General features: G+C 61.8%; 25 protein-coding genes. 11 read left to right on the forward strand and 14 right to left on the reverse strand.

Going from position 1 to position 25,658, the window contains the following annotated elements; all coding sequences use genetic code 11:
- The first annotated feature begins 1 nt into the window (after nt 1).
- Both ABEG21_RS18415 and ABEG21_RS18420 read left to right on the forward strand, forming a co-directional pair.
- The gene (locus tag ABEG21_RS18415; protein WP_347556871.1) at nt 2-1,150 is read left to right on the forward strand and encodes an NAD/NADP octopine/nopaline dehydrogenase family protein; all 1,149 of its coding nucleotides are present in this window, start codon (nt 2-4) and stop codon (nt 1,148-1,150) included.
- Nucleotides 1,147-2,184 (forward strand): 3-hydroxybutyryl-CoA dehydrogenase, encoded by a 1,038-nt coding sequence (locus ABEG21_RS18420; protein WP_347556872.1) that lies wholly within the window; start codon nt 1,147-1,149, stop codon nt 2,182-2,184. Before ABEG21_RS18415 ends, ABEG21_RS18420 begins: the two co-directional genes overlap by 4 nt.
- 99 nt (nt 2,185-2,283) lie before the next feature.
- On the opposite strand, the gene ABEG21_RS18425 is transcribed toward ABEG21_RS18420, so the two are convergent.
- Together ABEG21_RS18425 and ABEG21_RS18430 are read right to left on the reverse strand one after the other, a co-directional pair.
- Nucleotides 2,284-3,414, reverse strand: coding sequence for a porin (locus ABEG21_RS18425; RefSeq protein ID WP_347556873.1), 1,131 nt, complete (start codon nt 3,412-3,414; stop codon nt 2,284-2,286).
- A gap of 162 nt (nt 3,415-3,576) precedes the next feature.
- Nucleotides 3,577-4,851, reverse strand: coding sequence for an amidohydrolase family protein (locus ABEG21_RS18430; protein WP_347556874.1), 1,275 nt, complete (start codon nt 4,849-4,851; stop codon nt 3,577-3,579).
- Nucleotides 4,852-5,104: 253 nt separating this feature from the next.
- On the opposite strand from ABEG21_RS18430, the gene ABEG21_RS18435 reads away from it, so the two are divergent.
- Nucleotides 5,105-6,013, forward strand: a complete 909-nt coding sequence (locus ABEG21_RS18435; RefSeq protein ID WP_347556875.1) for an NAD-dependent epimerase/dehydratase family protein — start codon at nt 5,105-5,107, stop codon at nt 6,011-6,013.
- 57 nt (nt 6,014-6,070) lie between these two features.
- Here the strand turns inward: ABEG21_RS18435 and ABEG21_RS18440 are convergent, their stop codons facing one another.
- From ABEG21_RS18440 to ABEG21_RS18475, 8 genes are all read right to left on the reverse strand, one after another.
- Nucleotides 6,071-7,375: an LLM class flavin-dependent oxidoreductase gene (locus ABEG21_RS18440; protein WP_347556876.1), complete on the reverse strand. Its 1,305-nt coding sequence runs from the start codon at nt 7,373-7,375 to the stop codon at nt 6,071-6,073.
- 107 nt (nt 7,376-7,482) lie between these two features.
- Nucleotides 7,483-8,631, reverse strand: a complete 1,149-nt coding sequence (locus ABEG21_RS18445) for an FAD-binding oxidoreductase (RefSeq protein ID WP_347556877.1) — start codon at nt 8,629-8,631, stop codon at nt 7,483-7,485.
- Nucleotides 8,632-8,650: 19 nt separating this feature from the next.
- Entirely contained in the window at nt 8,651-10,045 is a 1,395-nt protein-coding gene (locus tag ABEG21_RS18450; RefSeq protein ID WP_347556878.1) for an FAD-dependent oxidoreductase, read from the reverse strand.
- Nucleotides 10,042-10,392 (reverse strand): (2Fe-2S)-binding protein, encoded by a 351-nt coding sequence (locus ABEG21_RS18455; protein ID WP_347556879.1) that lies wholly within the window; start codon nt 10,390-10,392, stop codon nt 10,042-10,044. The genes ABEG21_RS18450 and ABEG21_RS18455 overlap by 4 nt, the downstream gene beginning before the upstream one ends.
- Nucleotides 10,393-10,477: 85 nt before the next feature.
- Nucleotides 10,478-11,275 carry an ABC transporter permease gene (locus ABEG21_RS18460; RefSeq protein ID WP_347556880.1) on the reverse strand — a complete coding sequence of 266 codons (798 nt, stop codon included), beginning with the start codon at nt 11,273-11,275 and terminating at the stop codon, nt 10,478-10,480.
- Nucleotides 11,276-11,301: 26 nt separating this feature from the next.
- Nucleotides 11,302-12,174, reverse strand: coding sequence for an ABC transporter permease (locus ABEG21_RS18465; RefSeq protein WP_347556881.1), 873 nt, complete (start codon nt 12,172-12,174; stop codon nt 11,302-11,304).
- On the reverse strand, nt 12,167-13,234 hold the full coding sequence (locus tag ABEG21_RS18470) for an ABC transporter ATP-binding protein (RefSeq protein ID WP_347556882.1): 1,068 nt from the start codon (nt 13,232-13,234) through the stop codon (nt 12,167-12,169). The genes ABEG21_RS18465 and ABEG21_RS18470 overlap by 8 nt, the downstream gene beginning before the upstream one ends.
- A gap of 82 nt (nt 13,235-13,316) precedes the next feature.
- Nucleotides 13,317-14,393, reverse strand: coding sequence for an ABC transporter substrate-binding protein (locus ABEG21_RS18475; protein ID WP_347556883.1), 1,077 nt, complete (start codon nt 14,391-14,393; stop codon nt 13,317-13,319).
- A 128-nt stretch (nt 14,394-14,521) separates the two neighbouring features.
- Between ABEG21_RS18475 and ABEG21_RS18480 the strand changes: the two genes are divergently transcribed.
- The 4 genes from ABEG21_RS18480 to ABEG21_RS18495 all read left to right on the forward strand — a co-directional run bounded on the left by ABEG21_RS18480 (nt 14,522) and on the right by ABEG21_RS18495 (nt 19,466).
- Nucleotides 14,522-15,439 (forward strand): LysR substrate-binding domain-containing protein, encoded by a 918-nt coding sequence (locus tag ABEG21_RS18480; protein ID WP_347556884.1) that lies wholly within the window; start codon nt 14,522-14,524, stop codon nt 15,437-15,439.
- 341 nt (nt 15,440-15,780) lie between these two features.
- Nucleotides 15,781-16,320 carry a sugar dehydrogenase complex small subunit gene (locus tag ABEG21_RS18485; protein WP_347556885.1) on the forward strand — a complete coding sequence of 180 codons (540 nt, stop codon included), beginning with the start codon at nt 15,781-15,783 and terminating at the stop codon, nt 16,318-16,320.
- A gap of 124 nt (nt 16,321-16,444) precedes the next feature.
- Nucleotides 16,445-18,037 (forward strand): GMC family oxidoreductase, encoded by a 1,593-nt coding sequence (locus ABEG21_RS18490; protein ID WP_347556886.1) that lies wholly within the window; start codon nt 16,445-16,447, stop codon nt 18,035-18,037.
- A 10-nt stretch (nt 18,038-18,047) separates the two neighbouring features.
- Nucleotides 18,048-19,466, forward strand: coding sequence for a cytochrome c (locus ABEG21_RS18495; protein WP_347556887.1), 1,419 nt, complete (start codon nt 18,048-18,050; stop codon nt 19,464-19,466).
- Between the two features lie 52 nt (nt 19,467-19,518).
- Here the strand turns inward: ABEG21_RS18495 and ABEG21_RS18500 are convergent, their stop codons facing one another.
- A complete protein-coding gene (locus ABEG21_RS18500; protein WP_347556888.1) occupies nt 19,519-20,616 on the reverse strand; it encodes a cytochrome c in 1,098 nt (365 codons plus the stop codon).
- A complete protein-coding gene (locus tag ABEG21_RS18505) occupies nt 20,613-21,113 on the reverse strand; it encodes a sugar dehydrogenase complex small subunit (RefSeq protein WP_347556889.1) in 501 nt (166 codons plus the stop codon). Before ABEG21_RS18505 ends, ABEG21_RS18500 begins: the two co-directional genes overlap by 4 nt.
- 43 nt (nt 21,114-21,156) lie before the next feature.
- On the opposite strand from ABEG21_RS18505, the gene ABEG21_RS18510 reads away from it, so the two are divergent.
- Nucleotides 21,157-21,756, forward strand: a complete 600-nt coding sequence (locus tag ABEG21_RS18510; protein WP_347556890.1) for a DUF4148 domain-containing protein — start codon at nt 21,157-21,159, stop codon at nt 21,754-21,756.
- Here ABEG21_RS18510 and ABEG21_RS18515 read toward each other — a convergent pair.
- Nucleotides 21,750-22,571 carry an alpha/beta fold hydrolase gene (locus ABEG21_RS18515; protein ID WP_347556891.1) on the reverse strand — a complete coding sequence of 274 codons (822 nt, stop codon included), beginning with the start codon at nt 22,569-22,571 and terminating at the stop codon, nt 21,750-21,752. The genes ABEG21_RS18510 and ABEG21_RS18515 overlap by 7 nt on opposite strands.
- 149 nt (nt 22,572-22,720) lie before the next feature.
- Here ABEG21_RS18515 and ABEG21_RS18520 point away from each other — a divergent pair, with 149 nt between their 5' ends.
- From ABEG21_RS18520 to pptA, 3 genes are all read left to right on the forward strand, one after another.
- Entirely contained in the window at nt 22,721-23,602 is an 882-nt protein-coding gene (locus ABEG21_RS18520; RefSeq protein WP_347556892.1) for an alpha/beta hydrolase, read from the forward strand.
- Between the two features lie 125 nt (nt 23,603-23,727).
- The gene (locus tag ABEG21_RS18525) at nt 23,728-24,276 is read left to right on the forward strand and encodes a hypothetical protein (RefSeq protein ID WP_347556893.1); all 549 of its coding nucleotides are present in this window, start codon (nt 23,728-23,730) and stop codon (nt 24,274-24,276) included.
- Nucleotides 24,277-24,458: 182 nt separating this feature from the next.
- The gene (pptA, locus tag ABEG21_RS18530; protein WP_347556894.1) at nt 24,459-24,689 is read left to right on the forward strand and encodes a tautomerase PptA; all 231 of its coding nucleotides are present in this window, start codon (nt 24,459-24,461) and stop codon (nt 24,687-24,689) included.
- 30 nt (nt 24,690-24,719) lie between these two features.
- On the opposite strand, the gene ABEG21_RS18535 is transcribed toward pptA, so the two are convergent.
- Nucleotides 24,720-25,616, reverse strand: coding sequence for a LysR family transcriptional regulator (locus ABEG21_RS18535; protein WP_347556895.1), 897 nt, complete (start codon nt 25,614-25,616; stop codon nt 24,720-24,722).
- Between the last annotated feature and the right edge of the window lie 42 nt (nt 25,617-25,658).

Genomic DNA, 25,658 nt, shown 5'->3' on the forward strand with positions numbered 1-25,658 from the left:
AATGAAGGTAACGGTATTGGGTGGCGGTCACGGCTGTTTTGCCGCGGTGGCGGATCTTTTCGAGAAAGGGCTCGAGGTACGGTGGTGGCGCCGCGATCGCGATGCCCTCGATGCCTTGGCGGAACAGGGGCAGCTCACCGTTCGGGATTTTCAGGGCGAGCGGCACATTCCGCTTGTCGCCGCGGGCCAATCCGATGCCGCGAAGGGCCCGCTCGGCACGACCGACGAGCGGCGGGTCGTGATGGTTTCCGATCTCGCCCAAGCCATCGAGGATGCGCAACTGATCGTCATACCGCTGCCTTCGACGTCCCACGCGGCGTTGGCGCAGCAACTGGCGGTATTATTACGAGATGATCAGGTGGTGTTCCTTCCGCCGGGCACGTTCGGCAGCTTTCTCTTTGCAACGGCGATGCGTGAGGTCGGCAACAAGACGCAAGTGGCATTCGCCGAGACGGGGACGCTGCCGTACCTGGCGCGCAAACACGGCGCGGCGCGGGTAACGGTCAGCGTCTATGCCACGCGGCTGCCGACGGGGGTTTTCCCGGCAGCCTTGTCGAGTAAGGCGTTCCCGATACTGCAACGCGCCTATCCGTCGGTCGAACCGATCGAAGATGCCTTGAGTGGCGCCCTGATGAATGCCGGGCCGGTGATTCACCCGCCGCTGATCATGATGAACGCGGCGCCGTTGGAACATTTCGAGGCGTGGGACATCCATAACGAGGGGACGCAGCCGTCGGTGCGTAGCGTCACCAATGCGCTTGATGCGGAGCGGATTGCCGTGCGCGAGGCAATCGGCTATGCGGCACCGCATTTTCCGCTCGCCGATCACTATGCATTGGACGGCGACGAGTGGATGTATGGCCGAGGCGCGCACGGTAAATTGACCGACAGCGGCGACTGGCGCGAAAAGATCGATTTGCACACGCATCGGTACATGGTGGAAGACACACGCCTCGCGCTGTCCTTGATCGTGTCCGTGGGCCGCTGGGCGGGCGTCCGCACGCCGGTGGCGGAAGGTTTATTAAGCATCGCCAGCGCGATTTGCGGTCGTGACCTCTACGCGGAAGGCCGAACCCTCGAGTCGCTCGGCATTGCCTCGCTGTCGCGTGATGCCATGCACACGCTGCTTCATGCCGGACTGTCGGCATGAACGGCGCCGACGTCATCGATGCAACGTCGGACCCGCAGTCCGCCATCGAGCATGTCCACGTTCTGGGCCTGGGCCGGATGGGGCAAGGGATTGCGCTGGCGTTTGCGTTCGCCGGGCTGGGCGTGACGCTCATCGACTTCAAGGAGCGTGAGGCCGCCGACTACGACAGAAGCGCGTCGCAGGCGCTGGCAGCCATAGCAGGCCAGCTCGCCACACTCGAACGATTGCAACGTATCAGTGCCGCGGATGCGCAGACGGTGCTCGCACGCGTCGCGGTCCATAACCGTCACACGGCCGTATCGAATTTGGGCAGCAGCGCGATCGTTTTCGAGGCCGTGCCGGAGCGTATCGACGCAAAGGAAGCCGCACTGAAATGGGTGGTCGCGCATTGTCATGCATCGACGATTCTGGCGTCGACGACCTCGACGTTTCTGGTGACCGCGCTGCAGGACTTGATGCCGTCCGACGCCGATGCCGCGCGTGTTATCAACACGCATTGGCTGAACCCGGCGCACCTGATGCCGCTGATCGAGGTCAGCCGTAGCGCGCGAAACGCGCCCTCCCATGTCGAGCGCGTATTGTCGCTACTGCGCGCGATCGGCAAGGTGCCCGTTGTCTGCGCGCCATCTCCCGGCTTTATCGTTCCCCGCATTCAGGCGCAGGCAATGAACGAAGCGGCGCGCATGGTCGAGGAAGGCGTGGCCAGTGCCGAGGATATCGATCTGGCGATTCGCACGGGATTCGGCCTGCGCTTTTCAGTGCTAGGCTTGCTCGAATTTATCGACTGGGGAGGCTGCGATATCCTGTTTTATGCGTCGAAGTATCTGTCCGAGCAGCTGGGCGAGCGCTTCACCGCCGCCGATATCGTGCAGGCGCATATGCGCGATGGCCAGGATGGCCTGCGCACGGGCCAGGGTTTCTTCGACTACGCGAACCGTGATGTGCAGGCCTATGTCGATCAACGCATGGGCGCCTTTTCCGCGATGTTGGATCACCTGGGCCATGCACCGGTATTGAACGCGGCGAAACGTTAGCAAGCGGCGTCAGCGCACGCCCGACATGATTTCCGTCGCATTCTGACCGTCATCCGCTGATTTGCGGTGACGGTCATGTGTATTTGGGGGTGTTGCAAATTAAAACGAGTGAGTGATGCCGACAATCACCGCATTGGAATTCTGTCCCTTGGCCGGTGCCGTCAACGTCGAGACACCGCCCGCCGTATTCATCGTAAACGCGGCGGCCGATCCGTTCCATACCTGCTGCACGCCGGTATAGACGATCGTGCGCTTCGACAGCGGGTAGTCGTAGCGGAGCGCGGCGGAGTTGGCATCGCCATTGCTGTTGGCAACCAGACGGTAATGACCGTAATCGACTAACAACGCGCCATTGCCGATCGGGATCTGAGCACTTAACTCATAAATGTCGGACTGCGGATTCGCATAATTCGTCGCGCCCTGCGCCGCGACATTCTGACCACCGCGATGTCTCAAATATAGGAAGGCCGGCTTGATGAAGCCGAAGTCGTATGACACACCGGCGGCGGCGTAATTGCCGGCATCGACGGGACTCGTGCTGGTCAGCGTGGTCACCGGGCTGAAGCGTTGCACCTCGTAGCCGACGTCGACTTGCAAGGGCCCTTGCGCGTAGTTGATGCCGAGCGCGTACGTGTCGCCCAGCGACGCCGGTGCGCTGCTGGACGCGCCATTATTGCCGCGCGCGACGAGGCCGCGCACGAGAAAGCCGGCGACACGGGGAGAGACGTATCGCACCGAATTGCTGGTGCGTACCAGGGGGCCGTACAGGAAGTTATCGGTTGCATTGCCCCATCCCAGGCCGGCGCCCTTGGCCGGTAACGAGTAGGTCACCAGGATCGTATGAATCGGCGTGTAGTTTTCACCCAGCTGAAACGTCCCGAAATTACCGCTCAAACCAACCCATGCCTCGCGCCCGAACATCTTGCCGCTTTGGGCCATCGTGCCATCGGCCGAGTTGAAGCCGCTCTCCAACTTGAAGATGGCCTTTAGATTTCCGCCCAGGTCCTCAACGCCCTTGATGCCCCAGTTCGTGGCGCCGATATCGCTCGACCCCATATGCAAAGTGTGGCTTGGGCCGAAGTTCGCGTATTCGACCGAGGTGTCGATTCGGCCATACAAGGTGACACTCGACTGCGCGGATGCCGTCAGGCTGACGACGAGTCCGCCTGCAAATAGACAGTAGTGCTTCAGGCTTGAAAAGTGTGAGGTATTTCTCTTCGTATAGCGCATCGTATTCCTCGTGATGAGCGCGTCGTCATGACGCGTGCGTGCTCAGAGAGGAAATACTATGGCGCTGTATTTCATGGGGTAAGTCAAGAAAACCAATGCCACTGTAGAGAAATCTTTAGCGTGACCCCGTTTCATGCAAAACGGGTGCCGTGGAGCTTGCACTCAGCTTGCAAAGTCGAACGTGCGCGTGGTCCCATGCGTTGTCAGTTCGCTTATGCGTGGCGCTGTACGCGCGATGATCTTGCCGCGACGCACGACGTAGAGACGTGTCGGCTTGAGACGTAACGCCTCCAGTGGATCCTTGGCTTGCAGTACGACGAAGTCCGCATGCTTGCCTTTTTCGAGGCCGTAACCTTGCAATCCCATGGCCTTTGCGGAATTGACGGTAAGGGCATCGAATACTCGCTTCTTATCCTCGACGCCGGCCATCTGCGCCACATGGACGGCCATATGGCCCACTTCCAGCATATCGGCGGAACCCATCGAATACCACGGGTCCATCACGCAATCATGGCCGAACGAAACGTTCAAGCCCGCATCCATCAACTCCCGTACTCGCGTCAGGCCGCGACGCTTCGGATAGCTGTCGTGCCGTCCCTGCAACATGATGTTGATCAAGGGATTCGAGATGACTTGAATATTGGCTTCCGCCATTAAGGGGATGAGTTTGGAAACGTAGTAGTTGTCCATCGAATGCATCGAGGTCAGATGCGAGCCGGCCACGCGTCCTTGAAGACCGAATCGAATGGTTTCGCTCGACAGCGTTTCAATGTGGCGTGACAACGGGTCGTCGGTTTCGTCGCAATGCATATCGACCTGCAGGCCACGGTCCGCAGCGATGCGGCACAATGCCTCGACCGACGCCGCGCCCTGTGCCATCGTTCTCTCGAAATGCGGGATACCGCCGACGATATCGACGCCCATGTCCAGTGCGCGATTCAGCGCGTCCACCGCGCCGGGCGCGCGGTAATAGCCGTCCTGCGGGAAGGCGACGAGCTGGAGGTCGATATACGGCGCGACTTTTTCGCGTACTTCGAGCAAGCCTTCGACGGTGATCAGCCGGGGATCGCTGACATCCACGTGGCTGCGAATATGCAGCAAGCCCTGCGAAATGGCGAGGTCGCAGTATCGCAGCGCGCGTTCGACGATCGCTTCGCGCGTCACGGTGGCGCGAAGCTCGCCCCAGAGCGCGATGCCTTCGAGCAGCGTGCCCGAGAGGTTCATACGGGGCAGGCCCATCGACAGCGTCGCGTCCATATGAAAGTGCGGGTCGACAAATGGCGGCGATACCAGGCGGTCCGTGGCGTCGATTTCTTCGACGCCAAGCGCGGCGATCGACGCGGCGATATCCGCGATCTTACCGTCTTGCACGGCGATATCGATGCCGCTACGACCATCGGGAAGGGTGGCGTTGCGTACGATCAGGTCGAACTTCATCGGCTTGCTCCGAGTATGGCGGTCCTTGGATACGAACTCATTATCGCTTGAAGCGCGGTGCTTGATCCGATCCGCGATAAGGCAATGCCCACGGCAGCGTCTATTAAGTGGATCAGCCGAATATTTGACTGAAAATCAATAGTGATTTCCCAATGCTCCTATTTATGCCAAAGTCGATTGAGCGGATAGTGACGTTATCGGATGCAAACGCTGAAAAGGCCAAGGCATCGAATTAACAGAGGAGGATCGAATCATGCAGATTTTTGTGACGGGAGCCGGTGGCTTCATCGGCGGCAGCATCGCGGCGCATCTCGTTAAACGCGGGCATCAGGTCACGGGCCTGATCCGCCGGGCAGAACAGGCCAAAGACCTTCAGGCGCTCGGCATCACGCCGGTGATCGGCAGCCTCGACGATACGGCGGTGTTGGCTGCCGAGGCGCGGGCAGCGGATGCCGTCGTCAACGCCGCCGACAGCGACCATCAGGGCGCGATCGATGCCTTGTTGCATGCACTGTCGGGAAGCGGCAAGGCGTTTTTGCATACCAGCGGGTCGAGCATCGTCGGCGATGCATCGGGCGGTTTGGCGTCCGATATCGTCTATGACGAAACATCGATGCCCGCGCCCACGCCCGACAAGGCGGCCCGTGTCGCCATCGACACGAAGGTACAAGATGCCGCGAGACAAGGCGTGCGCGCCGTCGTGCTATGCAACACGCTGATCTATGGCCATGGCGCCGTGCCGGGCGCGAAAAGCGTTCAACTGCCGAGGCTGATCGCACAAGCGGAGAAGAGCGGCATCGTGCGCCACGTGGGCCCGGGATTGAATCGCTGGTCGAACGTGCATATCGACGACGTCGCCGCGCTCTATGCATTGGTGTTGGAAAACGCCGACCTGGCACCGGGCGGCAGTTTCTTTTTTGTCGAGAGCGGCGAGGCCGCTTTCCGCGACATGACCGCCGCGATCGCACAGGCCCTGCATCTGGGACCGGCCCAGGACTGGCCGCTCGACGAGGCGAAGGCGGAGTGGGGTTATGAGATGGCCTCCTATGCGCTTGGCTCGAACAGCCGCGTTCGCAGCCGATTCACGCATAGGCGACTGGGCTGGCAGCCGCAAAGAACATCGGTCGTCGATTGGATTCGCGACGAGATGCGGACGCAATAAGCCCGTGGCGTGCCACGCGGCGGCCGGCGCATCCTAGATACCGCCGCCGCTGCGCGCTTATTTGCCGAATGCCGCCGGTGCCAATCCCAAATTGGCGCGCAGCGTCGTGCCTTCGTACTCGGTACGGAACAGCCCGCGGCGCCGCAACTCCGGCAACAGCAGATCGGTCATGTCGTCGATGCCTTGCGGCAAGGTGGCGGGACAGATATTGAAGCCATCGGCGGCGCCGTTGCGGAACCAGGACTCCATGTCGTCGGCAACGTCCTCGGCCGTGCCGACCAGCGCACGACCCGCGTTCGCCGCCGCAACGTGCTGGTACAACTGGCGCAGTGTCAGATTATCGCGCTTGGCGACGTCCATCAGATTGCGCGCGATGCTGTGTACTTCGCTGCCCGCGACATCGGGTACCGGCGCATCCAGATCATAAGACGACAAGTCGCCGAGCACGTTATACAGAATGGCCAGGCCCGTCAACGGATGGATCAGCTCCTGCAATTGCTCGAATTTTTCCTGCGCTTCCTGCCGCGACTTGCCGATATATGGCGTCAGGCCCGGCATGATCAACAGTTCGTGCGGCGCGCGACCGTATTTCGCCAGACGACTTTTAACGTCGGCATAATATTTCTGCGCCGATTGGAGATCCAGCGTGCTGCTATAGACCACGTCCGCGCTCTTGGCGGCGATTTCCCGTCCGGGCTCCGATGCGCCGGCCTGCACGATCAACGGTCGTCCCTGCGGCGTCCGCGCCGAATTCAGCGGACCGCGCACGCGGAAGTGCTTGCCCTTGTGATGCGGGGTATGGAGCTTTGCTTCGTCGTAGAAAATCCCGCTCTCCTTGTCGCGGACGAAAGCGTCTTCCTCCCAACTGCTCCATAAGGCCTTCACGACATCGACGAACTCGTCGGCGCGCTCGTAACGTTCGTCATAGCCGAGGTGTTCGTCGCGCGAGAAATTCCACGCCTCCTGCTGCGACCAGGACGTGACGACATTCCAGCCCGCGCGACCGCCGCTGATATGGTCGATCGACGAAAACTTCCGGGCGATGTGAAAGGGCTCGTTATACGTCGTCGATGCCGTGGCGACCAGGCCGATGTGCGAGGTGCAGGCGCCGAGCGCGGCCAGCAGCGTCAGCGGTTCCAATTCCGCATTCTTCATATCGCGCGCCAACGACCCCTTTGGATTGTCATCGGCGCGAATGCCGATGCCATCGGCAAAGAAGATCATATCCAGTTTAGCCGCTTCCGCTTTTTTCGCACTACTTAGAAAATAGTTAAAATCGATCGCGCCACCCGACGGCACGTCGGGGTGCCGCCACGCGGCAATGTGATATCCCAAATAGCGCATCGAGAGGCCGAGCCTCATTTTCCTGTCCTGTGACATAGCCTTACTCCTCCGTGATAGGTGACCGGCTTACCGGTCTTTCGATACGTGCGTCCTCGCCGACCATCATGCGGCGAGGCTCCGACGATTCAGGTAAAGCGGTCGATTGCAAAGGCGTCCAGATTCAGCGAGGCGCTGCCATTCAGCACCAGCTCCGAGACAAGCTTTCCGCAGCCGGGCCCCATTTGAAAGCCACTCCCGCAATAACCAAAGGAATAGGTTAGATTCGACGCTTGCTTGCTGTTCGACAGCACCGGAAGCGAATCTTCCGTGAACGCTTCGACGCCGGCCCAGGCCCGATTGATGCCGAGATCGCGGAGATGCGGAAACAGATCGACGACGGTTTGCGCGCTCTTCACCAGCCGCGCGAAGTCGACCTCGCCATGCCGGCCGGGCAGGTCGGCAATGCCGATCAACTTGCCGCCGATGACGACGGTGCCATTGTCATATTGCTTGAATGAAAGCGGCCGACCCGTCGCGCCCAATGTGGCGCGGCAAAACGGGGCGACGCGATGCGTGACCATCAGCATCAACCCTTCCGCATGGACCGGAACCGGCTCACCCACTTGCTCGGCCAGCGCGCCTGCCCAGGCGCCGGCCGTGACGACCAGATGGTCGGCGGCGAAGGCCCCTTGGGCGGTTTGCACCGTCCACCCCGCGCCCTGTTGCGTAACGCGCGTGACGGCAGTCCCTTCGTGAAAGACGGCCCCCCGTTTTTGCGCCGCGAGTCGAAACGCCGTGGTGGCGCGAAAGGGCAGCGCATAGCCATCGTCGGCCACCCAGATGCCGCCGGTGACGTGCGGCGCAAGATGCGGTTCGAGGCGTAATACGGTGTCGCGATCGATGATAGTTTCGTGCGTGAAGCCGTGTGATTCCAACAGGCGAACCCGTTCACGGCATTCCGCCAGTTCGGCTTCGGTTTCCGCGATCTTCATCTGACCCGAAGGCACGAAACCGGCATCGTCGTCGACCAGCTCCGGCAAGCGATGCCAGATCTCGCGCGACATCAGCGATAGCGGTATCTCGGGAAGCAGGCGCCCCAGCGATCGCACACCGCCCGCATTGACGCCGGAGGAATGCCGGCCGACATAGTCCGCCTCCAGTACCGTCACCCGCACCCCTTGCCGCGCGAGATGAAAAGCGCTGCTGGCACCATGGATGCCGCCGCCGATGATCAACACATCGGCATGCCGGGATGCGCGCGTATCGTGGGGCGCGAGCGGGGCGGTATCGGGCATTGGAGCGGTCGAAAGGCGTTTATTCACTTGCCAATTCCCCTAAGGTCAGGGGCTTGATAGGCGGACGAAGGCGATAATAGCCAACCGATTCCGGCGACACTTGGCGCGCATCGGCGATGAGTTCCGTGACGGTGAGGCCGCATTGACGTCCCTGGCACGGCCCCATTCCGCACCGTCCGTAGGACTTTGCCTGATTCGGTCCGAGGCAGCCGAGGGCGACGAAGGCGCGCAATTGACCCGCGCTGACTTCTTCGCAGCGGCACACGATGACATCGTCGGCCGGGATGCGGTTCGCCTTGCGCGGCCGATACAAGCTGTCCAGGAAAGGGCGAATACGCATTGCGTCTGCCAACAAGCGACGGATTTCCGCGATGCGCGCATCACGCGCGGACGAGGGCGCGACGCCCAATTGCGACGCGATCTCCCACGCCGCCAATTCGCCGCGCAGCATGGCTGCCTGCGCGCCGCCGATGCCGGCGCCATCCCCTGCGACGAATATTCCGGCGACGTCGGTTTCACCCCATTCGTTGCTGTCCGGCGTGAAGCAGAGTTGCGCATCGTCCCACCGATGTTTGACCCGCAATGCCTGGGTGAATTGCGTATTCGGCACGACGCCTTGATGCAGCAGGAAGAGATCGGCTTCGATCCGCTGGGATGCGCCGTCGACGGTGAAATGTACCGCCGCGGCCTGTTGGTCCCCCGCCGCGTCACGACGCCCTTCGATGCGGAGATCGTCGGCTGCTTCGTATATCGGGACGCCTGCTTGACGCAGCGACCGCATCATCTGCAAGCCCTTGCTCAGTGCCGGCCAGGAGCGTAATGCCGCAAGCATATGCCGCTTCGCGCGCCATCGGTCTTCATGCCGGGTCGTATCGACCAGGGCGCGGATCGGCACACCGGCGCGGACGTATTGCCATCCCAAAAGATAGAGCAGCGGCCCACAGCCGATCAATACGGGAGGCTCGGTTGGCACGCTGGCAGCACCTTTAAGCAGGATTTGCGCGGCACCGGCGGTCATGACGCCGGGCAGCGTCCATCCTGGAATAGGAAAGGGTCGCTCCATCGCGCCTGTCGCCAAGACCACGCGTTTGGCCGAAAAACTCGCCACTTTCCCGGCTTTGAGGTAATGGACCGTCCTTTCGCGCGTCACCTGCCACACCGATGCATAAGGCTCGTGCCGCGCGCCGGATTTGACGAACGCGTCTGCCAGCAGCGCACCCACCGCATAATCGGGACCGAGTATCTCCCGGTGTTCCGCGTCGTTTTGTTCGATCGCGCGATAGATCTGGCCGCCCACCGCGTTCTGCTCGTCCAGCACGACCACCCGCAAGCCGGCAATCGCCGCGCGCGTCGCGCAGGCCAAGCCTGCCGGGCCTGCGCCGATCACCGCGACATCGACATCCTCATGCTTCATGACTGAGCTTCCTGGTGGAACGCATCGGGCGACAGGTCACGCGCGCCTTCCTGCGATCGGATACGCATGCCGTCCTCTACATCGATGAGACAACTTTGCCGGCTCGGCACGCCATTCACTTCGACGAGGCATTCGAAGCACGTGCCCATCATGCAAAACGGTGCGCGCGCGGCCCCCGACACAGGCGTCGCGCGAAAGCGTCGGATCCCGGCCGCGAGGAGCGCCGCGGCGATCGACCTTCCGGGCGCGACCGATAGCGGCGCGTCGTTGAACCAGATCGTGATCGGTTCCGCTGCCGCCGATGGCGTCGCCGACGGAAGTATCTTGAAAAGCGGCGATGCATTCATGTTCTGGATCCCTTCATGACGCGCCCATCGGCACATCCTTTGTCTTCGACCGCGCCATCGTGGCGCTTCCGTTGCGGGTCGCGCATTATCGCGATTCTCCGATCAGGATCCGATCGAGGCCGACCAGGCGGTCCATCGCCACCATCAGGATCAGCGTGCCGAAAATGATGACGGTGGACACCGATGCGACGAGCGGATCGATTGTCTGGGCGATTTGGTTGTACATCGCCACCGGCAGTGTCGTGGTCCCCGGCGTCGCGACGAAGATCGTCATCGTCAATTCATCGAAGCTTTGGATGAAGGCCAGCAGCCAGCCCCCGGCGATACCGGTCCGGATCATCGGCAATACGATGCGGCGGAAGACGGTAAAGCGACTGGCGCCGCAGGACAACGCGGCGTTCTGCGCATCGCGGTCGATGCCGATGGCCGACGACAAGATCAATCGCAGCGCATACGGGAACACGACGATCACGTGCGCTGCCGTCAGCGACCACATCGAACCGTTTAGTCCAAGCAATGACAGAAAGCGCAGAAAGGCGATGCCCAGCACGACCGCCGGAATCATCATCGGCGACAGCAGGAAACCGGTGAGCGCGCCGCGGCCGGGAAAGCGATAGCGCGCGATGGCCAAGGCGGCCGGCGTCGCCAGAATCACGCCCAGCGTCGCCGAGCCCAGGGCGAGTCGGATCGACAGCCAGAACGCATCGATGATGTCCTGGTTCTGCGCGATCGCCCTGAACCATCGAAGCGATGCGCCGTCGAAAGGCATCGAGATATAGCCCTTTGCAGTGAACGAGACGGCGATGACGGCGAGCAAGGGCGCGGCGATGAACAGGAGAAACAGCGCATTGAAGGCCAGTCCGAGGAATCCGTTGCGTTTCATGGCGTATCCGATAGCGTCCCGATGCCTTACTCGAAAATATGCTTGTAGCGGCGTTCCGCCAAGCGGCTGCACCCCATCACGATCGCGACATTGGCGATCAGCAGCAGCACCGCGATACTCGCGCCCAGCGGCCAGTTCAAGGTGCCGAGGAATTCGTCGTATGCGGCGGTGGCCACCACCTTCAGGCGGCGCCCACCAATCAGCGCGGGTGTCGCAAAAGCCGATGCCGACAGCGCGAACACGATGATCGAGCCGGACAGGATGCCGGGCATCAATTGCGGCAGGACGACGCGTCGCAGCACCGTGAACGGTTTTGCGCCCATCGACATTCCCGCCCATTCCACCTGCCCGTCCAGCTTCTGCAGATTGGCCCAGACCGACATCACCATGAAGGGGACCAGGACGTGTGTCAGCGCGATCGTCACCCCGAACATCGTGAAGACCATGCGTACCGGTGCCGAGGTGATATGCAGCGCTTGCAATACATCGTTGACCACGCCGTTATTGCCCAGCAGGATCTGCCAGCCCAGGGTGCGCACGACCACCGAGATCAGCAGCGGTCCGAGCACGACCAGCAGGCAAAGCGATTGCCAGGGCTTGCGCATCCGCGCCAGTACGATCGTCTCGGGCACGCCGAGCAACACGGACAGGACCGTGACGCCGACGGAAAGAAGGGCGGTGCGCAGGAAGATTTCGCCGTAATACGGGTCGGTGACGACTTCGATGTAGTTCTTGATCGTATAGCTGTGCAATGTGCCTTGCGTATCGCTGAACGCGTGAAACGAGAGAATCACGATCAGCAACAACGGCACCAGCAATAGGCCGCAGAACAGCAGCAGCGAGGGCGACGACAGTAACCACGGCGCGCTGCCGGCGTGCATTTGCTCGCGGTCAGACATGGGCGCGATCCTGATCCAATACCCGTAAATCGTCGTCGGTCCAATCCAGGCCGACGGCGTCGCCTTCGTCCGGCGGCATCATCCCGTTATTCGGGCGGCTGACGCTGATCCGGCCGAGTGGCGTATCCACCTGCAGCAGCCATTGGTTGCCGACGAACACGCGGGTAACGATGACGCCGCGCAGGCGCGCGGATGCGACGTCAAGCAAGCGGACTTTCTCCGGCCTGAGATACACATGGACGGCGCCCTGCACGTGACGCCCTTCATGCGGGACCGTCATCAGCGTGCCGGCCACGTCGACTTCGGCGCAGCGCGGATTGCGCGCCTGGACGGCGCCGGAGAAGGTATTGGTCTTGCCGAGGAAGGACGAGGCGAACGGTGTCTTCGGCCGCTCATACGCCTCGAATGGCGTGCTGATCTGCGCGATGCCGCCGCGATGCATGACGGCGATGCGGTCGCTCATCGTCATCGCTTCCACCTGATCGTGCGTGACCAGAATCGTCGTGATGCCGAGGCGACGTTGAATGCTGCGCAGCTCGATATGCATTTCCTCGCGCAGTTTGGCGTCGAGGTTGGACATCGGTTCGTCGAGCAGCAGCAGCGCCGGCCGCATCGCGAGCGCGCGAGCAATGGCGACGCGCTGCCGCTGGCCGCCCGACAGTTCCTTCGGATAGCGCGCGTTCAGCCCGGTCAGGCGGACCAGCTCGAGCGCCTCGTCGATGCGCGTGACGCGCTCGGACTTAGGGACCTTCTGCATTTCGAGACCGAAGCCGACATTGCCGGCCACCGTCATGTGCGGAAACAGCGCATAGCTTTGGAACACGATGCCCATGCCGCGCTTCTCCGGCGGCAACTGCGTGATATCGCGTCCATCGAGGTGCACGGTGCCCGTCGTCGGCGTGACGAAGCCGGCGATCATTTGCAGCGTCGTGGTCTTCCCGCAACCGGAGGGGCCCAGCAGCGACAGGAATTCCCCGCGCTCCACGCTGAGATCTATCTGTTCTATGGCGGTATAGTCGCCATAGCGTTTCGAGATGCCCTTGAGGGTCAGGAAGGTCATGGGTGCGATGTCGTTTCCGAGTCGGGACAATGTGCCGCGCCCGACGCCGCGCAAGGCGACGTCCGCGGCGCGTATGCGATGATCAGCGTTCGACGTTGCGATTCCAGCGTGCCGTCCATTCGGTACGATGTTGGTTGATCGTCGTCCAATCCATCGCCACCAGTTTCGAGACCTGCTCCGGACCGTAAGGCACCTTCGCCGCGACATCCGGCGTCAGTTTGACGGTTTTGTTGGTCGGACCGAAGCCAACGGCTTTCGCTTGCAAAGCCTGAACATCGGCGCTCAACAGGTACTGAATGAATTGCTGCGCCACGGCGTCCTGACCGCTACCGGCGACGGCACAGGCGCCCACCTGCAATGCAACGCCGCCTTCCTTCGGATAGAAGAACTTCAACGGGAAGCCGGTGTTTTGCAAGGCCACGGCACGGCCGCTGCCGTAAGGGGCGATGATGACGTCGCCGCTTTGCATCAGGCTGTCCATCTCGCCCGGCGTCGGCGCCCAGGACAAGACATTGGGCGCGACCTTCGTCGTCATGGCCTTGAAGCCGGGGTCGATGTTCTTTTCGCCGCCGCCATTCATGCGTGCCAGCATGACGAGCGCATGCAGGCCGTAGGTATTCGTGATCGGCGGAACGCCGAGCTTGCCCTTGTAACGCGCATCTTCCAACGATGCCCAGGAATCCGGCGCCGGCAGCCCGGCCTTCTTGAAGGCGTCGGCGTTATAACCGATCCCGGTGGCGACCATGCCGATACCCACGGCTTGCGGTCCGAGCTTGGCGATCGGATACAGGTCCTTCATCACCGGCGCGTCTTGCAATGGGCCGCACAAGCCCATTTGCATCGCTTGGTACATCGGCCCGTCGTCCATGATGGCGACGTTGATCTGCTCATGGCCTTTCTGCGCCTGCAGTTTCGCGAGCGTGTCGCTGCTGTTGCCGGCGACATAGACGATCTTGACGTCATGCGCCTTCTCGAATGGCGGGATGATCTGTTTCTGAAACAGGTCCTGGCTCGAGCCGCCGACATTGGCCAGATAGAGTGTCGTCTCCGCGTGGGCCGGGGCGCAGCCGAGGGCGCCGGCGCAGACCAGCGCGGAAATCAAGGACGTGAGGCCCGGCTTCGACAATGCTGCGCGACGGGTGTGCTGCGATTGCTGCATGGAGAAACTCCTGATGGGTTCGAAGAGGCCGGGACCGCGAGATAGAGGTACAGTGTCGGGTGACCAATACATAGCGTCCAATAACAATAAATTGCCGACCTATACCAAAATGATATGAGTGTGCGACGATGAATTTGAAACAAATCGAGGCGTTCCGGGCGGTCATGGTGGCGGGATCGATGACGTCCGCCGCGAAGGATCTGCATACGTCGCAGCCGAACATCAGCCGCCTTATCTCGCAATTGGAAGGCGATATCGGGTTGACCTTGTTCGAACGCGCCGGCGTGCGCTTGAGTCCGACGACCGAGGGCAATGCGTTCTACCGTGAGGTCGAACGCGCCTATGTGGGGTTGGAGGGTTTGTCGCATTCCGCGGCGCAGATTCGGACGCTCGGCAGCGGGCGACTGCGCATCGCGGCGGTCCCCTCGGTAGGGATGACGTTGATGCCGCGTGCGATCCAACGCTTCCAGGAAGCCCATCCCGGTGTGACGGTCAGCTTGCACGTCAACACGTCGGGGACGGTGAACCATTGGACCGCGTCGCAATTCTGCGATGTCGGCGTCGCCGTGTATTCCAGTGAGGCGTCCACGTGCGAGACGGAGTTTCTCGCGAGCCACGCCGCCTATGCGGTGCTTCCGGAGGGGCATCGCCTGGCGCGCAAGGCCTCCCTCACGGCGCAGGATTTCGAAGGGGAGCACTTCGTCTCGCTGTGCAACGGTGACGGCACGCGTACCTTGATGGATGACCTCTTCGCGCGAGAGGGGGTGACGCGCATCCTCGGCGCCGAGGCGCAGTACGCGGCCATTTGTTGTGAGATGGTCCGCATGGGCATGGGCGTCACGCTCGCCCATCTGATCGTGGCGCGGGATTTCGCCGGGCGCGGCGTCGTGATCCGGCCTTTCAAGCCGGAGGTGCGCTTTCCGCTCTATCTGCTGTATCCGTCCAAGCTGCCGAAAGATCGCTTGACGCTGGCATTTGTCGGCATCCTCCGCACGGTGCTGGCGGAGACGGTGGCGGAAGCGCGGAAATTGACGAAGCGCGGGTAAGGGAACGCTGTGGGCGTGGTCCACGCGACGCGGTCGTTTTCACCGTTTTTGCGGTCATTCCTGCCGTTTCTGTGGCGTCGCGCCGACAACGAAGCCATCGCGCCGACGACAGGGCGATGGGACACAAGGTCTCTGGGACAATCTGTCGCGAATTGACGTAGAATCGCGGCCTTTCAGGGCTGCACCTGACCGTTCTGCACCCCTGCCAGATCAGGGCACGAGACAAACGTTTCTACGGTGAGTCGTGATCGATTCGCGAACGATCTGCCTACGATAACAAGCAGTTTTTGCGGGCGGCACGGCGTATAGACCCTGGTTTGAAGCGTAGAAAGGAGTCCATCGTGACTGTGTCAAATAAGAATGCGGACGTTCCCCAGTCGATCCGTACGCAAGCATCCCCGGCTCGCCGTGGTGTCTTGAAATTGGCCGCCGCGTCGGTCGCGGTGTCGAGCGTACCGTTCGCCGCCACCGGGGCACCCGCTTCGGTCGCCGGTACGGCAGCCGAAGACTTCGCCGTCGTATCGCAATTTCTGACCGGAAAGGGCACGCTCGACGGCACCGTGCAAGCCAGCCTGCTCAAGGCGTTTTCGGCACTCGATCCATCGTTCACCGCCAAGCTCGCAAAATTGCGCGCCGTGATCGGGAGCGGGTCGGTGACTGCCGACAATCTGCACGAATCGCTCGGCACGAGCAATCCGGATCTGGTGAAGCTGCCGCAGGAGATTCTTGCCGGCTGGTATCTGGGCGTGGCCGGCTCTGGCAAGCACGCGATATGTGTGACGTATGCAAACGATCTGGCAAATGCCGCCGTTGCGGACGTGTTGTCGCCGCCGAGTTATGCCTACGGACCCTGCAATAGCTGGGCACAAAAGCCGGTTTGATCGACGTACGACGGCATGTCGGTTTGCGCTGATCGATTGCACGCAGTCGATCGCGCCAATCGACCGATCGCGCGCGTCGATTTTCGGGATGCTGATCGCAGCACCTACTCCTATTCAAAATACAATGAACAACACGCTCTCCGCGGATGTGGTGGTGATCGGCGCAGGCATTTGCGGCGCCATGGCCGCGCGCAAGCTGGCCGAGGCCGGTGCTTCGGTGCTGATGCTCGAAGCCGGCCCGCAATTGTCGACGGCCGAACTGGTCCGCAATTACCGTACGGGGACCAATAAAGCCGACTTTGTCGCGCCTTACCCCTTTTGGCCTCAGGCGCCGCAGCCGATCTATTCGCCCGCGAATAACGGATATCTCGAACAGGTCGGGCCGCATCACTTCGACGCGCAATATCTGAAGCTGGTCGGGGGCACCAGTTGGCACTGGGCGGCGCAAACATGGCGCTTCCTGCCGAACGACTTCCGTATCCAAAGTGCGTACGGCGTGGGTCGCGACTGGCCGATCTCCTATGACGATCTCGAACCCTGGTATTACGAGGCCGAGACCATCATGGGCGTTGGTGGCGAGGAAACGCTGGCGCCGCGCGCGCACGACTGGCCGATGCAACGCGTGGCCGAGCCCTGGCTCCAGCAACGTTTCCGCGATCGCCTGGCGCCCGACTTCAAGCTGGTCAGCGACTCGACCGCGCGTAACAGCCGGCCGTTCGACGGGCGGCCGGCGTGCTGCGGCAATAACAATTGCATGCCGTTATGTCCCATCGACGCGCAGTACCACGGTGGGCTGTCAGCCGACGCGGCCGTCAAAGCCGGCGTCACGCTGATGACGAAGTCCGTCGTCTACCGTCTCGAACACGATGAGAAGGGCCGGATCGTGGCCGCACATTTCTACGACTGGGATAAAGGCTCGCATCGCGTCGTCGCCAAGACGTTCATCCTGGCCGCCAATGCGATCGAAATTCCAAAGCTGCTGTTCATGTCCGCATCGGATAAGTTTCCGGATGGTCTCGCGAATCGTTCCGGCACGATGGGGCGCAATCTGATGGACCATCCCGCGGTCGGCGTCACGTTCGAAGTCGACGAAGACGTGTGGCCGGGCCGTGGCCCCGTCAGTCCGTGCTCGATCGGTGATTTCCGAGACGGCGATTTTCGTCGGGAGCATGGTGGCTTCCGCCTCGACTTGTCGAATGCGTCGGCGGTTGCAGGCGTGACTGCCGCGCTGATCAAGAAAGGCGTCTACGGTGCCGCGCTCGATCAAGCGATTCGCAAGCGTGCCGCGCGTCAGGTGTCGCTGAAAAACTGTCTCGAACAGCTACCCGATGCGAACAATCGCGTCACGCTCAGCGATAAGAAAGATGCGCTCGGCCTGCCGACGCCGCGCCTGTTCTGGAATATCGACGACTACGTGAAACGCGGTACGCAAAAAACACGCGAGATGTACGATCGGATCGCCAGCAAGATGGGCGGCACGAATGTCGTGCATTCGAAGGAAGGCGCGTTTTCAAATCGGCAACATATCACCGGGACCTTGGCGATGGGCGCCGATCCGGCCAGCAGCGTCACCGATGCGTTCGGGCGGGCACACGATCACGAGAATCTGTATATGGTGTCGACCGGCGTCATGCCGACCGTCGCCACCTGTAACGCCACGCTGACGGCCATCGCGCTGTCGCTGCGTACGGCGGATGCCATTCACAAAGCCGCCTGAGGAGATCGCGATGCGTATTCAAAACGTTCTTCTTAGCGTGGCAAGCGCGGTGTTGCCACTGGCACTCGCCACGACATCGCTGTTCGCCTTGCCGGCACGCGCGGCCGATGCACCGCTTGCGGCCGCTTCCGACGCCGCGTCGTCCGCCGCGGCCATCGATGGCGATGCACTGATTTCACGCGGCAAATATCTCGCGGTTGCCGCGGATTGCGCGGCGTGCCACACGGCAGGCGGCGGCCGACCGTTTGCCGGCGGACTCGATATCGAAACGCCCATCGGTCATATCGTCTCGACCAACATCACGCCGTCCCGCAGCGCGGGCATCGGCGCGTACACCTTGGCGCAGTTCTCGGCGGCAATCCGACGCGGCATCCGCGCCGATGGCGCCAATTTGTATCCGGCGATGCCGTACACCGCCTATGCGAAGCTGACGGACGACGACGTCGCCGCCTTGTACGCCTACTTCAGCAAGGGCGTCGAGGCAGTCGACGCGGCACCGGCGCGGCAGACTGCCTTACCGTTCCCGTTCGACATTCGTCGATCGATGGCGGCGTGGAATCTGTTATTTCTGGACAGCACATCGTATCGTCCGGTTGCGGGCAAGAGCGTCGAATGGAATCGCGGCGCCTATCTCGCACAAGCGCTGGGTCATTGCCAGACGTGCCATACGCCGCGGAATTTCCTGATGGCCGAACGCGACAGCCAGGCGCTGTCCGGTGCGTCCCTTGGAGCCTGGTTCGCGCCGAATATCACGTCGGACAAGGCGACCGGTATCGGTAGCTGGACCGAAGACGATGTCTTCACGTATTTGAAGACAGGTCACTCGAGTCGGATCTCGCAAGCAGGCGGTCCGATGCTGGAAGCGATCGACAAGAGTTTTTCGAAGCTCGACGATAGCGATCTGCACGCCATCGCCGCCTGGGTGACCACGGTGCCGCCGATCAAGTCAGGGTCGATCGACAAGACTACGCTGACGCCTGCGCCGATCGCGAATGACTTACGTGAGATCGATGGTTCGGCCGACAAAGGCGCATTGATTTATTCGGATAGTTGCGCATCGTGTCACCAAGCGAGCGGCAAAGGCGTACGCCATCTGCCGCCCTTGGTCGGCAATGCCGCGTTCTCCCGTCCGGTGCCGGACAACGCGATCATGGCGATTTTGCATGGCCTGACGCCGGAACACGGGCAGGACATGCCGGGGTTCGCGGACAAGTTAAATGACGCGCAAATTGCCGATTTGACGAACTTTCTGTTCCGACAATTCGGTGCAAGCGATGTGCAAACGACCGCAGCGCATGTAGCGGCATTGCGCGCCGGTGGTCCGACATCACCGCTGTTGCTGCTTTCCCGTATCGGCATGGCGGTGGGCGCGTTGATCGTGCTCGCGCTCGGGATCGCGATAGGGGTGCGTCGCAAGCGCGTGCGTTGATCACGCGCTGCCACCCCGGTGTGCGATGCGATCGCGCACGCTCGGGGCGTATTTAACGCGCCTTGCGTCGGCGCGCGATGCCGAACGCAACGGCCAGCAATACGATCAGCGCCACCGCCGCGCCGATCAGCGGCAGGATATACGGCTGCACGATCGCCAGCAGCGGGCGCGGGCCGCCGCCCCGTGCCACGGCGACGTCGTGGGCGCTCACATGCACCGCGGCGTTGCCGAAGGTCGTCAAGACGTAATTCGAGACATCGGCAACCTCCTGGTCGTTCAACTGCGACACATAGGAGCCGCGTCCGAAGGCCGGCATCAACACAGCGTTGTCGCCTACCTTGCGATCCACGCCGTACAGGATCGTCGCGATCAGGTTCGACGGATTGCCGGCACCGGTGGCCGTGTTGTGAATCAGCGAAGGATAAGCCTGCACGCCTGCATTGATGCCCGGCAACGCCTTGCTGCCCTCGCCGTGAATACCGTGACAACTCGCGCAATTGCCACTGTATAGTGCAGCGCCACTTGGCAACGGTTGATTCGACTCGGATCCCCGCAGGCCGCGCCAACCGGACTCGGCATCCGCACTGCTGCCCACGGAGCCCATGCTAAACGTCGCGACGGTTTCCCCGGCACTCCGTATCGGGTGCGTCGATTTGAGATAGGTGGCGATGGCGTGCAGATCGTCGATCGAGAGGAATTGCAGGCTGTTCTGAACGGCTTCGGCCATGCCGCCAGCGGCCTGATTCTTGCCGTCTACATGCCCGGTCTTTAAATATTGGACGATCTCCGTATCCGACCACCCGCCGATGCCGCTGACCGGATCCGACGAAATATTCGGCGCGTACCATGCACCTAACTGCGCGCCGCCGAAGGCGCGATCGTTGTCCTCGGCCATCAAGGTATTGCGCGGCGTATGGCAGGCATCGCAGTGACCCAGCACCGTGGTCAGATAGGCGCCGCGATTCCATTCAGCGCTTTTACTCGGATCATCCTTGAAACGCACGTCATGCAGATAGAGCGCATTCCAGAACGCCATCGATATGCGCAGGCTGAACGGGAAGGGCAGCGCCGTGACGGGTGCCGGCGTATCCACCGGGGCCACGCCTTTCATGAAATACGTGTACAACGCATGCACGTCTGCATCCGTCATCTGCGTGTATGACGTATAAGGCATGGCCGGGTAGAGGCGGGCACGATCTGTAACGCGGTGTCGTGCAGCCCGGCCGGCGTGGCCACGCCGAGCAGCCATTGCGCCGTGTCGCTGTTCGCCGGCGCCGCGCTGCGTTGCGATCGTGCGAGGCGGAAAAGCGCGCCGGCCCGTCCCGAAAAAGCGGCATCCTGCTCGTTGAATGCGTCCAGCATGCGGGCCGCCGCACGCGCGTTCAGGGTCTCGCGATTGGTCAATATCGCTGACAGCGCGAGGAAGCGCGTCGCATCGATAGCGCCGATGCTGCCTGCCTCTGGCGTGTCGGCCACCATGGCCGCGCCCGCGCCCGGAGCCGGTGTCGCATAGGCGAGCGCCGATTCCGCACCGACCGAATACAGGCCGATCTGCGCAAAAGCGCTGGCCATCGTTTTGAGCGCCTGTCGACGGGATGGACTGTCGGCGCCGGCTTCCCCCGAAACCGATCGATGACGTGCGGACATGATTATTGTTCTTCCTGTGACAATCTGACACGGCGGATTCTAAATGGAATCGGTTCCAAGATGTTGCAATTTCCTGCAACAGATTTTTGTTATTTGTAGGAAAGTCATTGAAAGCGCGTTGCCAGGCGGCTGCAAGGCGAGACCGTCCGGGGGAAGGGAAGACGCAGTTTCAGGGGAGGGGCGTGAGCACGGCGCCGTTCGGCGTGGCCGCGCGTTATCGACGATGACAGGCAGCGATGCGCGTGCCGCGCGTCGATCGATTAGCGATATTTCAGACAAAAAACCGATGCGGCGCGCAAGCTTACCGTGCGTCAAGCGCGGGAATACACTGCGATTCACGGTATCGATGCGCGTGACGCCGCGATATGAACCGACGAACGAGGGACCTAAAATGAAAAAATCGCTGAGTCTTTTGCTGCCTGTGATCGTCGCGTTGCTATCGGCCAATGCCCATGCCGCACCGTGCGGAAAAACGCGCGCGGACGTGCGCGCTGAAATCGTCGCATTGGAAGCCGCCGGTTGGAACCCGGCCGATAACGAGATGAATTACCCGGACGAACTCCGTGCGGCGCAGCGTCGGGTTACCGCGCAGCATCTGCAGCCACAAGCTGCCGCCGACACCGCTTCGTGCGGCGCTTATTGAACGCGGCTCGACGGCTGGAATAGCAAATCGCGTACGCGTTGCCATTGCTGTTGGGTCATCACATCGAACCAGTTGTCATGATTCGCGCCGGGCAAGATCACCAGGCTCGCGGAGGGATGTTCCCGCGCGAACAAACGGGCGTGGCCGACGGGAATCATCTCGTCTTGCTGCGCGCCGACGATAACGAGCGGCCCCGTATAGTGCGCGACGGCAGCAACGGAATCGTACGGCGCGCGCAGTATCCAGCGTGCGGGAAACAAAGGGTAATGTTCTTCGGCGACATCGACCAGTCTGTCCCACGGTGTCAGCAGCAATACTCCGGAAATCGCCGCCTCGTGTCCCCTGACCACCTGGGCGGCCATGCCCGCACCGAGTGATTCTCCTACCAAATACACCGGTCCCGGCCAGCGCGCGAGCGTATCCGTGAGTGCTTCCCGGGAGGTTGCAAGCGCCGCCTGCATCTTGCGCGCGCCTGTCCGCCGGCCGTGCCCCGGATATTCCACGATGACGACGCGATAGCCGGTATGCGTGAACGTGTCGGCGAGCGGCAGCTTGTTTTCGGCCGACTCTTCGTTACCGTGAAATACGATGACCGTCCCGCGTGGCGTCGTGTTCAAGGGCGTGACGACATAGCCGGCATATTGCCCGCCGACTTGCCACTCGTCGATGGATTCTCCGGGATGGGGCACCGTTCGAAGATCGGGCGCAGCGGGCGTGGCCGGCAGGAGCAGGCGGTCCTGGGTAAAGAACAGCGTCAGCGCCGTCGCGACGTACGCCGCGCAGACCACGCCGAGTGCATAATAAAATAATCGCATGCGTGACCGCGGACGCCCATGGCCGTGCAGGTTGTCTTTATAGGGTAATCGCATGCGCGGCCTCGCTTCCGTATCTTATTTTTAGGCGTCTGTATGAGTATAAATACGAATCGGCTCACCTTGCAGCGACACCCCCGACCAACACGCCCATGATCCGACACATCGCCACGCCGGTACTCGACATCGCGTATCACGACTATGGCAACCCACGCGGTTGGCCCGTTGTGCTGCTGCACGGCTTCCCGTACGACGTGCATGCCTACGATGGCGTTGCTGCCAGTCTGATCGATCAGGGCGCGCGGGTGATCGTGCCTTATCTGCGCGGCTATGGTCCGACCCGCTTCCTTTCCGCGCAAACGCCGCGATCCGGACAACAGGGTGCGCTGGGGGCCGATCTGCGCGATCTTCTCGATGCGCTGGGTATCGAAAAGGCCGTGCTCGGCGGCTACGACTGGGGCGGTCGTGCGGCGTGTGTGCTGGCCGCCTTGCATCCGGAGCGCGTTCGTGGATTGGTGTCGGTGAATGGCTATAACATTCAGGACATTGCCACGGCGGCGCATCCGGCGGATCCGGAAAAGGAATATCGTCTCTGGTATCAGTATTATTTCAACAGCGAGCGCGGACGTGCGGGGCTTGCGGCGAATCGAGCGGCTTTCTGTCGTCTGCTCTGGTCGCAATGGTCGCCCACCTGGCGTTTCGACGATGCGCGCTATGCGCAAACGGCGGCTTCGTTCGATAACCCCGATTTTGTCGATGTCGTCATTCATTCCTATCGGCACCGTTACGGGACCGTCGAGGGTGATCCGCGCTATGATCGGATCGAGGCGGCGCTGTCCCGGCTGCCGGATATCACGGTGCCGACAGTCACCTTACAGGGCAGTGACGATGGCGTGAATCCGACGTCTCGCTTGCGCGGCTTTTCGGGACGCCACGTCCACCACGTGGTCAAGGGCGCCGGTCACAATCTGCCGCAGGAAGCCCCCGTCGAATTCGTTAGTGCGGTGCTGGATGTCCATGCCTGGACCGATTGAAAGGGCGCGGGATCCATTTCAAGATAGGCCCCGTGCAGCCGCGTCACGGGGCCGGCGTGGGCCCTTCCTTTTTGGCATGTGCGATCATCGATCGCTTCGATAGACGCTTTCCCTCCCTGTGGCCTATGCCGACCTGGAATGCATTGACGACGTGTGTGCTCGCGACGTGCCTTTTTCTATTCAGCGAGGCGGGGCACGCCGCCGATCTGGCGGCCGACGGTGCGAGTACTCCGTCGGCCGCATCGACCACCGCAACGTATGCCAACGCACGTTATGGCTACACGATCGCGTATCCCGAAACGCTGTTGACGCCCGGCGCGGAAGCCGACGATGGCGATGGCAGAGTTTTCACGGCCAAGACCGGCACCGCGCAAGTCGCCGTATGGGGTCGATTCAACGCCGGCGACGACTCGCCGGCCGCCATGTTGCATGAAGAGGAAGACGGGACGTGCACCGGTACGCCGCCCAGCTATGAGGTGAGCCGAAAGGACTTGGTGGCGTTTTCCTGCGAGACATCGGAGAAGGACATCGTCTACGAGAAGATGATCATCCGCGACGATACGATTGCCGCGGTCGAGTTCACCTACCCGGCATCGGAGCAGGCAAGCTGGGCGCCGATCATTGAGGAAATGGCGGGCTCGCTGCGAATCGCGGAACGGCCACAGGCCGAGTAAGCCAGTGGGTGTCTGCGCCTGCACGCGTCCCGACCGTGCGCGGTGGCGGGAAGCGAGCAGCGCGGCGTTTCGCCAGTCGTGCCAGAATGGCGGGCGATGGACGCGCGGGATACGGTAAGGCACGCCGCTTTCCTGCCCGCGCATCAAGATCCTTTCGATTATCGCCTTCTTTGGAGTACACCATGCCGCATATCACGCTCGAACTCTATCCCCGCGAATTGAGCGCCGAAGCCAAACACGAAATCGCCGAAGCGCTGGCCGATGTCTTGAAAAAGCATCTGGGATCGACCGACACGGCGATCTCGGTAGCGATCGATATGGTGCCGCGCGAGGAGTGGAAGGAAAAAGTCTATGATCCGCGTATCAAGGCGGTGATGGACACGCTGGTGCGCAAACCGGGCTATGAGCTGTAAAAAGCGCTGTCTGCGCGTTGCCGCGTGGCGCTAAGCGGGATCTATCCCGAAATGTCGGCTGGCCATCTCCCGAAATGCTGCCACGGCGGGGTGCTCCTGATCCTCGCGCCACACCATATTCATTTCCGCGGCGGGCGTCGGCTCCGCGATGGCGCGAAATGTCACTTTGTCGAACTGAAACCGGCGCGCCGACGCCGGTACGATGCTTACGCCCAGGCCCGCACGCACGAAGGACATGATCGTCGGCGTCTGATCGATATACTGCACGATTTCGGGCGTGATGCGCTGTGGCGCAAACATCTCGGAAATGCGATCGTAAAAGTATTTGCCATGCGTTGGCGAGGGCATGACAAACGCTTGTCGATTCAGTTGGTGTAGCGCGATTTGCCGATGGCGACAGAGCGCGTGACCCCAGGGCAAGGCCACGATCATCGGCTCTTCTTCCACTCGCAACGCGGACAAGCGTAGTCGGGATGGCAGCGGACGCATGAATCCGATATCGATCGTGTTTGCCGCGAACGCGTCGATCTGCGCGGCAGATACCAACTCGAACAAGATGACGTCGATCTCGGGAAGCGATCGTGCCGCGCTGGCAAGCAGATCGGGCACCAGCTCATAGCCTGCCGCGCCGGTGAACCCGATCCGCACGCGGCCCGTCTTCCCTTTATTGGCTCGCTTCACATTGTCTTCTGCCTGCTCCGCCAGATCGAGCAGGCGATGGGCATCCGCGAGAAAGGCACTCCCTGCCGCCGTCAGCTTGACGGTGCGGCCGATTCTCTCGAAAAGCTTCACATCCAAATTGTCTTCCAACAATTGAATCTGTCTGCTTAGCGGCGGTTGCGTCATATTCAATAACGCCGCGGCCCGACGAAAATTCAATTCGGTCGCCGCCGCGACGAAGCAACGCAGTTGTGCAAGATCGAGCATTGGATATCGGCACGAAACCAGGTGCGATGCATTATAGGGGCA

It is taken from the genome of Robbsia sp. KACC 23696 (assembly GCF_039852015.1).
Taxonomy (GTDB): Bacteria; Pseudomonadota; Gammaproteobacteria; order Burkholderiales; family Burkholderiaceae; genus Robbsia.

What these genes read in the sequence shown, in the direction of transcription:
- ABEG21_RS18415 (WP_347556871.1), top strand. Translation starts at nt 2, where the DNA reads ATGAAGGTAACGGTATTGGGTGGCGGTCACGGCTGTTTTGCCGCGGTG.
- ABEG21_RS18420 (WP_347556872.1), top strand. Translation starts at nt 1,147, where the DNA reads ATGAACGGCGCCGACGTCATCGATGCAACGTCGGACCCGCAGTCCGCC.
- ABEG21_RS18425 (WP_347556873.1), bottom strand. Translation starts at nt 3,414, where the DNA reads ATGCGCTATACGAAGAGAAATACCTCACACTTTTCAAGCCTGAAGCAC.
- ABEG21_RS18430 (WP_347556874.1), bottom strand. Translation starts at nt 4,851, where the DNA reads ATGAAGTTCGACCTGATCGTACGCAACGCCACCCTTCCCGATGGTCGT.
- ABEG21_RS18435 (WP_347556875.1), top strand. Translation starts at nt 5,105, where the DNA reads ATGCAGATTTTTGTGACGGGAGCCGGTGGCTTCATCGGCGGCAGCATC.
- ABEG21_RS18440 (WP_347556876.1), bottom strand. Translation starts at nt 7,375, where the DNA reads ATGAGGCTCGGCCTCTCGATGCGCTATTTGGGATATCACATTGCCGCG.
- ABEG21_RS18445 (WP_347556877.1), bottom strand. Translation starts at nt 8,631, where the DNA reads ATGCCCGATACCGCCCCGCTCGCGCCCCACGATACGCGCGCATCCCGG.
- ABEG21_RS18450 (WP_347556878.1), bottom strand. Translation starts at nt 10,045, where the DNA reads ATGAAGCATGAGGATGTCGATGTCGCGGTGATCGGCGCAGGCCCGGCA.
- ABEG21_RS18455 (WP_347556879.1), bottom strand. Translation starts at nt 10,392, where the DNA reads ATGAATGCATCGCCGCTTTTCAAGATACTTCCGTCGGCGACGCCATCG.
- ABEG21_RS18460 (WP_347556880.1), bottom strand. Translation starts at nt 11,275, where the DNA reads ATGAAACGCAACGGATTCCTCGGACTGGCCTTCAATGCGCTGTTTCTC.
- ABEG21_RS18465 (WP_347556881.1), bottom strand. Translation starts at nt 12,174, where the DNA reads ATGTCTGACCGCGAGCAAATGCACGCCGGCAGCGCGCCGTGGTTACTG.
- ABEG21_RS18470 (WP_347556882.1), bottom strand. Translation starts at nt 13,234, where the DNA reads ATGACCTTCCTGACCCTCAAGGGCATCTCGAAACGCTATGGCGACTAT.
- ABEG21_RS18475 (WP_347556883.1), bottom strand. Translation starts at nt 14,393, where the DNA reads ATGCAGCAATCGCAGCACACCCGTCGCGCAGCATTGTCGAAGCCGGGC.
- ABEG21_RS18480 (WP_347556884.1), top strand. Translation starts at nt 14,522, where the DNA reads ATGAATTTGAAACAAATCGAGGCGTTCCGGGCGGTCATGGTGGCGGGA.
- ABEG21_RS18490 (WP_347556886.1), top strand. Translation starts at nt 16,445, where the DNA reads ATGAACAACACGCTCTCCGCGGATGTGGTGGTGATCGGCGCAGGCATT.
- ABEG21_RS18495 (WP_347556887.1), top strand. Translation starts at nt 18,048, where the DNA reads ATGCGTATTCAAAACGTTCTTCTTAGCGTGGCAAGCGCGGTGTTGCCA.
- ABEG21_RS18500 (WP_347556888.1), bottom strand. Translation starts at nt 20,616, where the DNA reads ATGACGGATGCAGACGTGCATGCGTTGTACACGTATTTCATGAAAGGC.
- ABEG21_RS18505 (WP_347556889.1), bottom strand. Translation starts at nt 21,113, where the DNA reads ATGTCCGCACGTCATCGATCGGTTTCGGGGGAAGCCGGCGCCGACAGT.
- ABEG21_RS18510 (WP_347556890.1), top strand. Translation starts at nt 21,157, where the DNA reads ATGGAATCGGTTCCAAGATGTTGCAATTTCCTGCAACAGATTTTTGTT.
- ABEG21_RS18515 (WP_347556891.1), bottom strand. Translation starts at nt 22,571, where the DNA reads ATGCGATTATTTTATTATGCACTCGGCGTGGTCTGCGCGGCGTACGTC.
- ABEG21_RS18520 (WP_347556892.1), top strand. Translation starts at nt 22,721, where the DNA reads ATGATCCGACACATCGCCACGCCGGTACTCGACATCGCGTATCACGAC.
- ABEG21_RS18525 (WP_347556893.1), top strand. Translation starts at nt 23,728, where the DNA reads ATGCCGACCTGGAATGCATTGACGACGTGTGTGCTCGCGACGTGCCTT.
- pptA (WP_347556894.1), top strand. Translation starts at nt 24,459, where the DNA reads ATGCCGCATATCACGCTCGAACTCTATCCCCGCGAATTGAGCGCCGAA.
- ABEG21_RS18535 (WP_347556895.1), bottom strand. Translation starts at nt 25,616, where the DNA reads ATGCTCGATCTTGCACAACTGCGTTGCTTCGTCGCGGCGGCGACCGAA.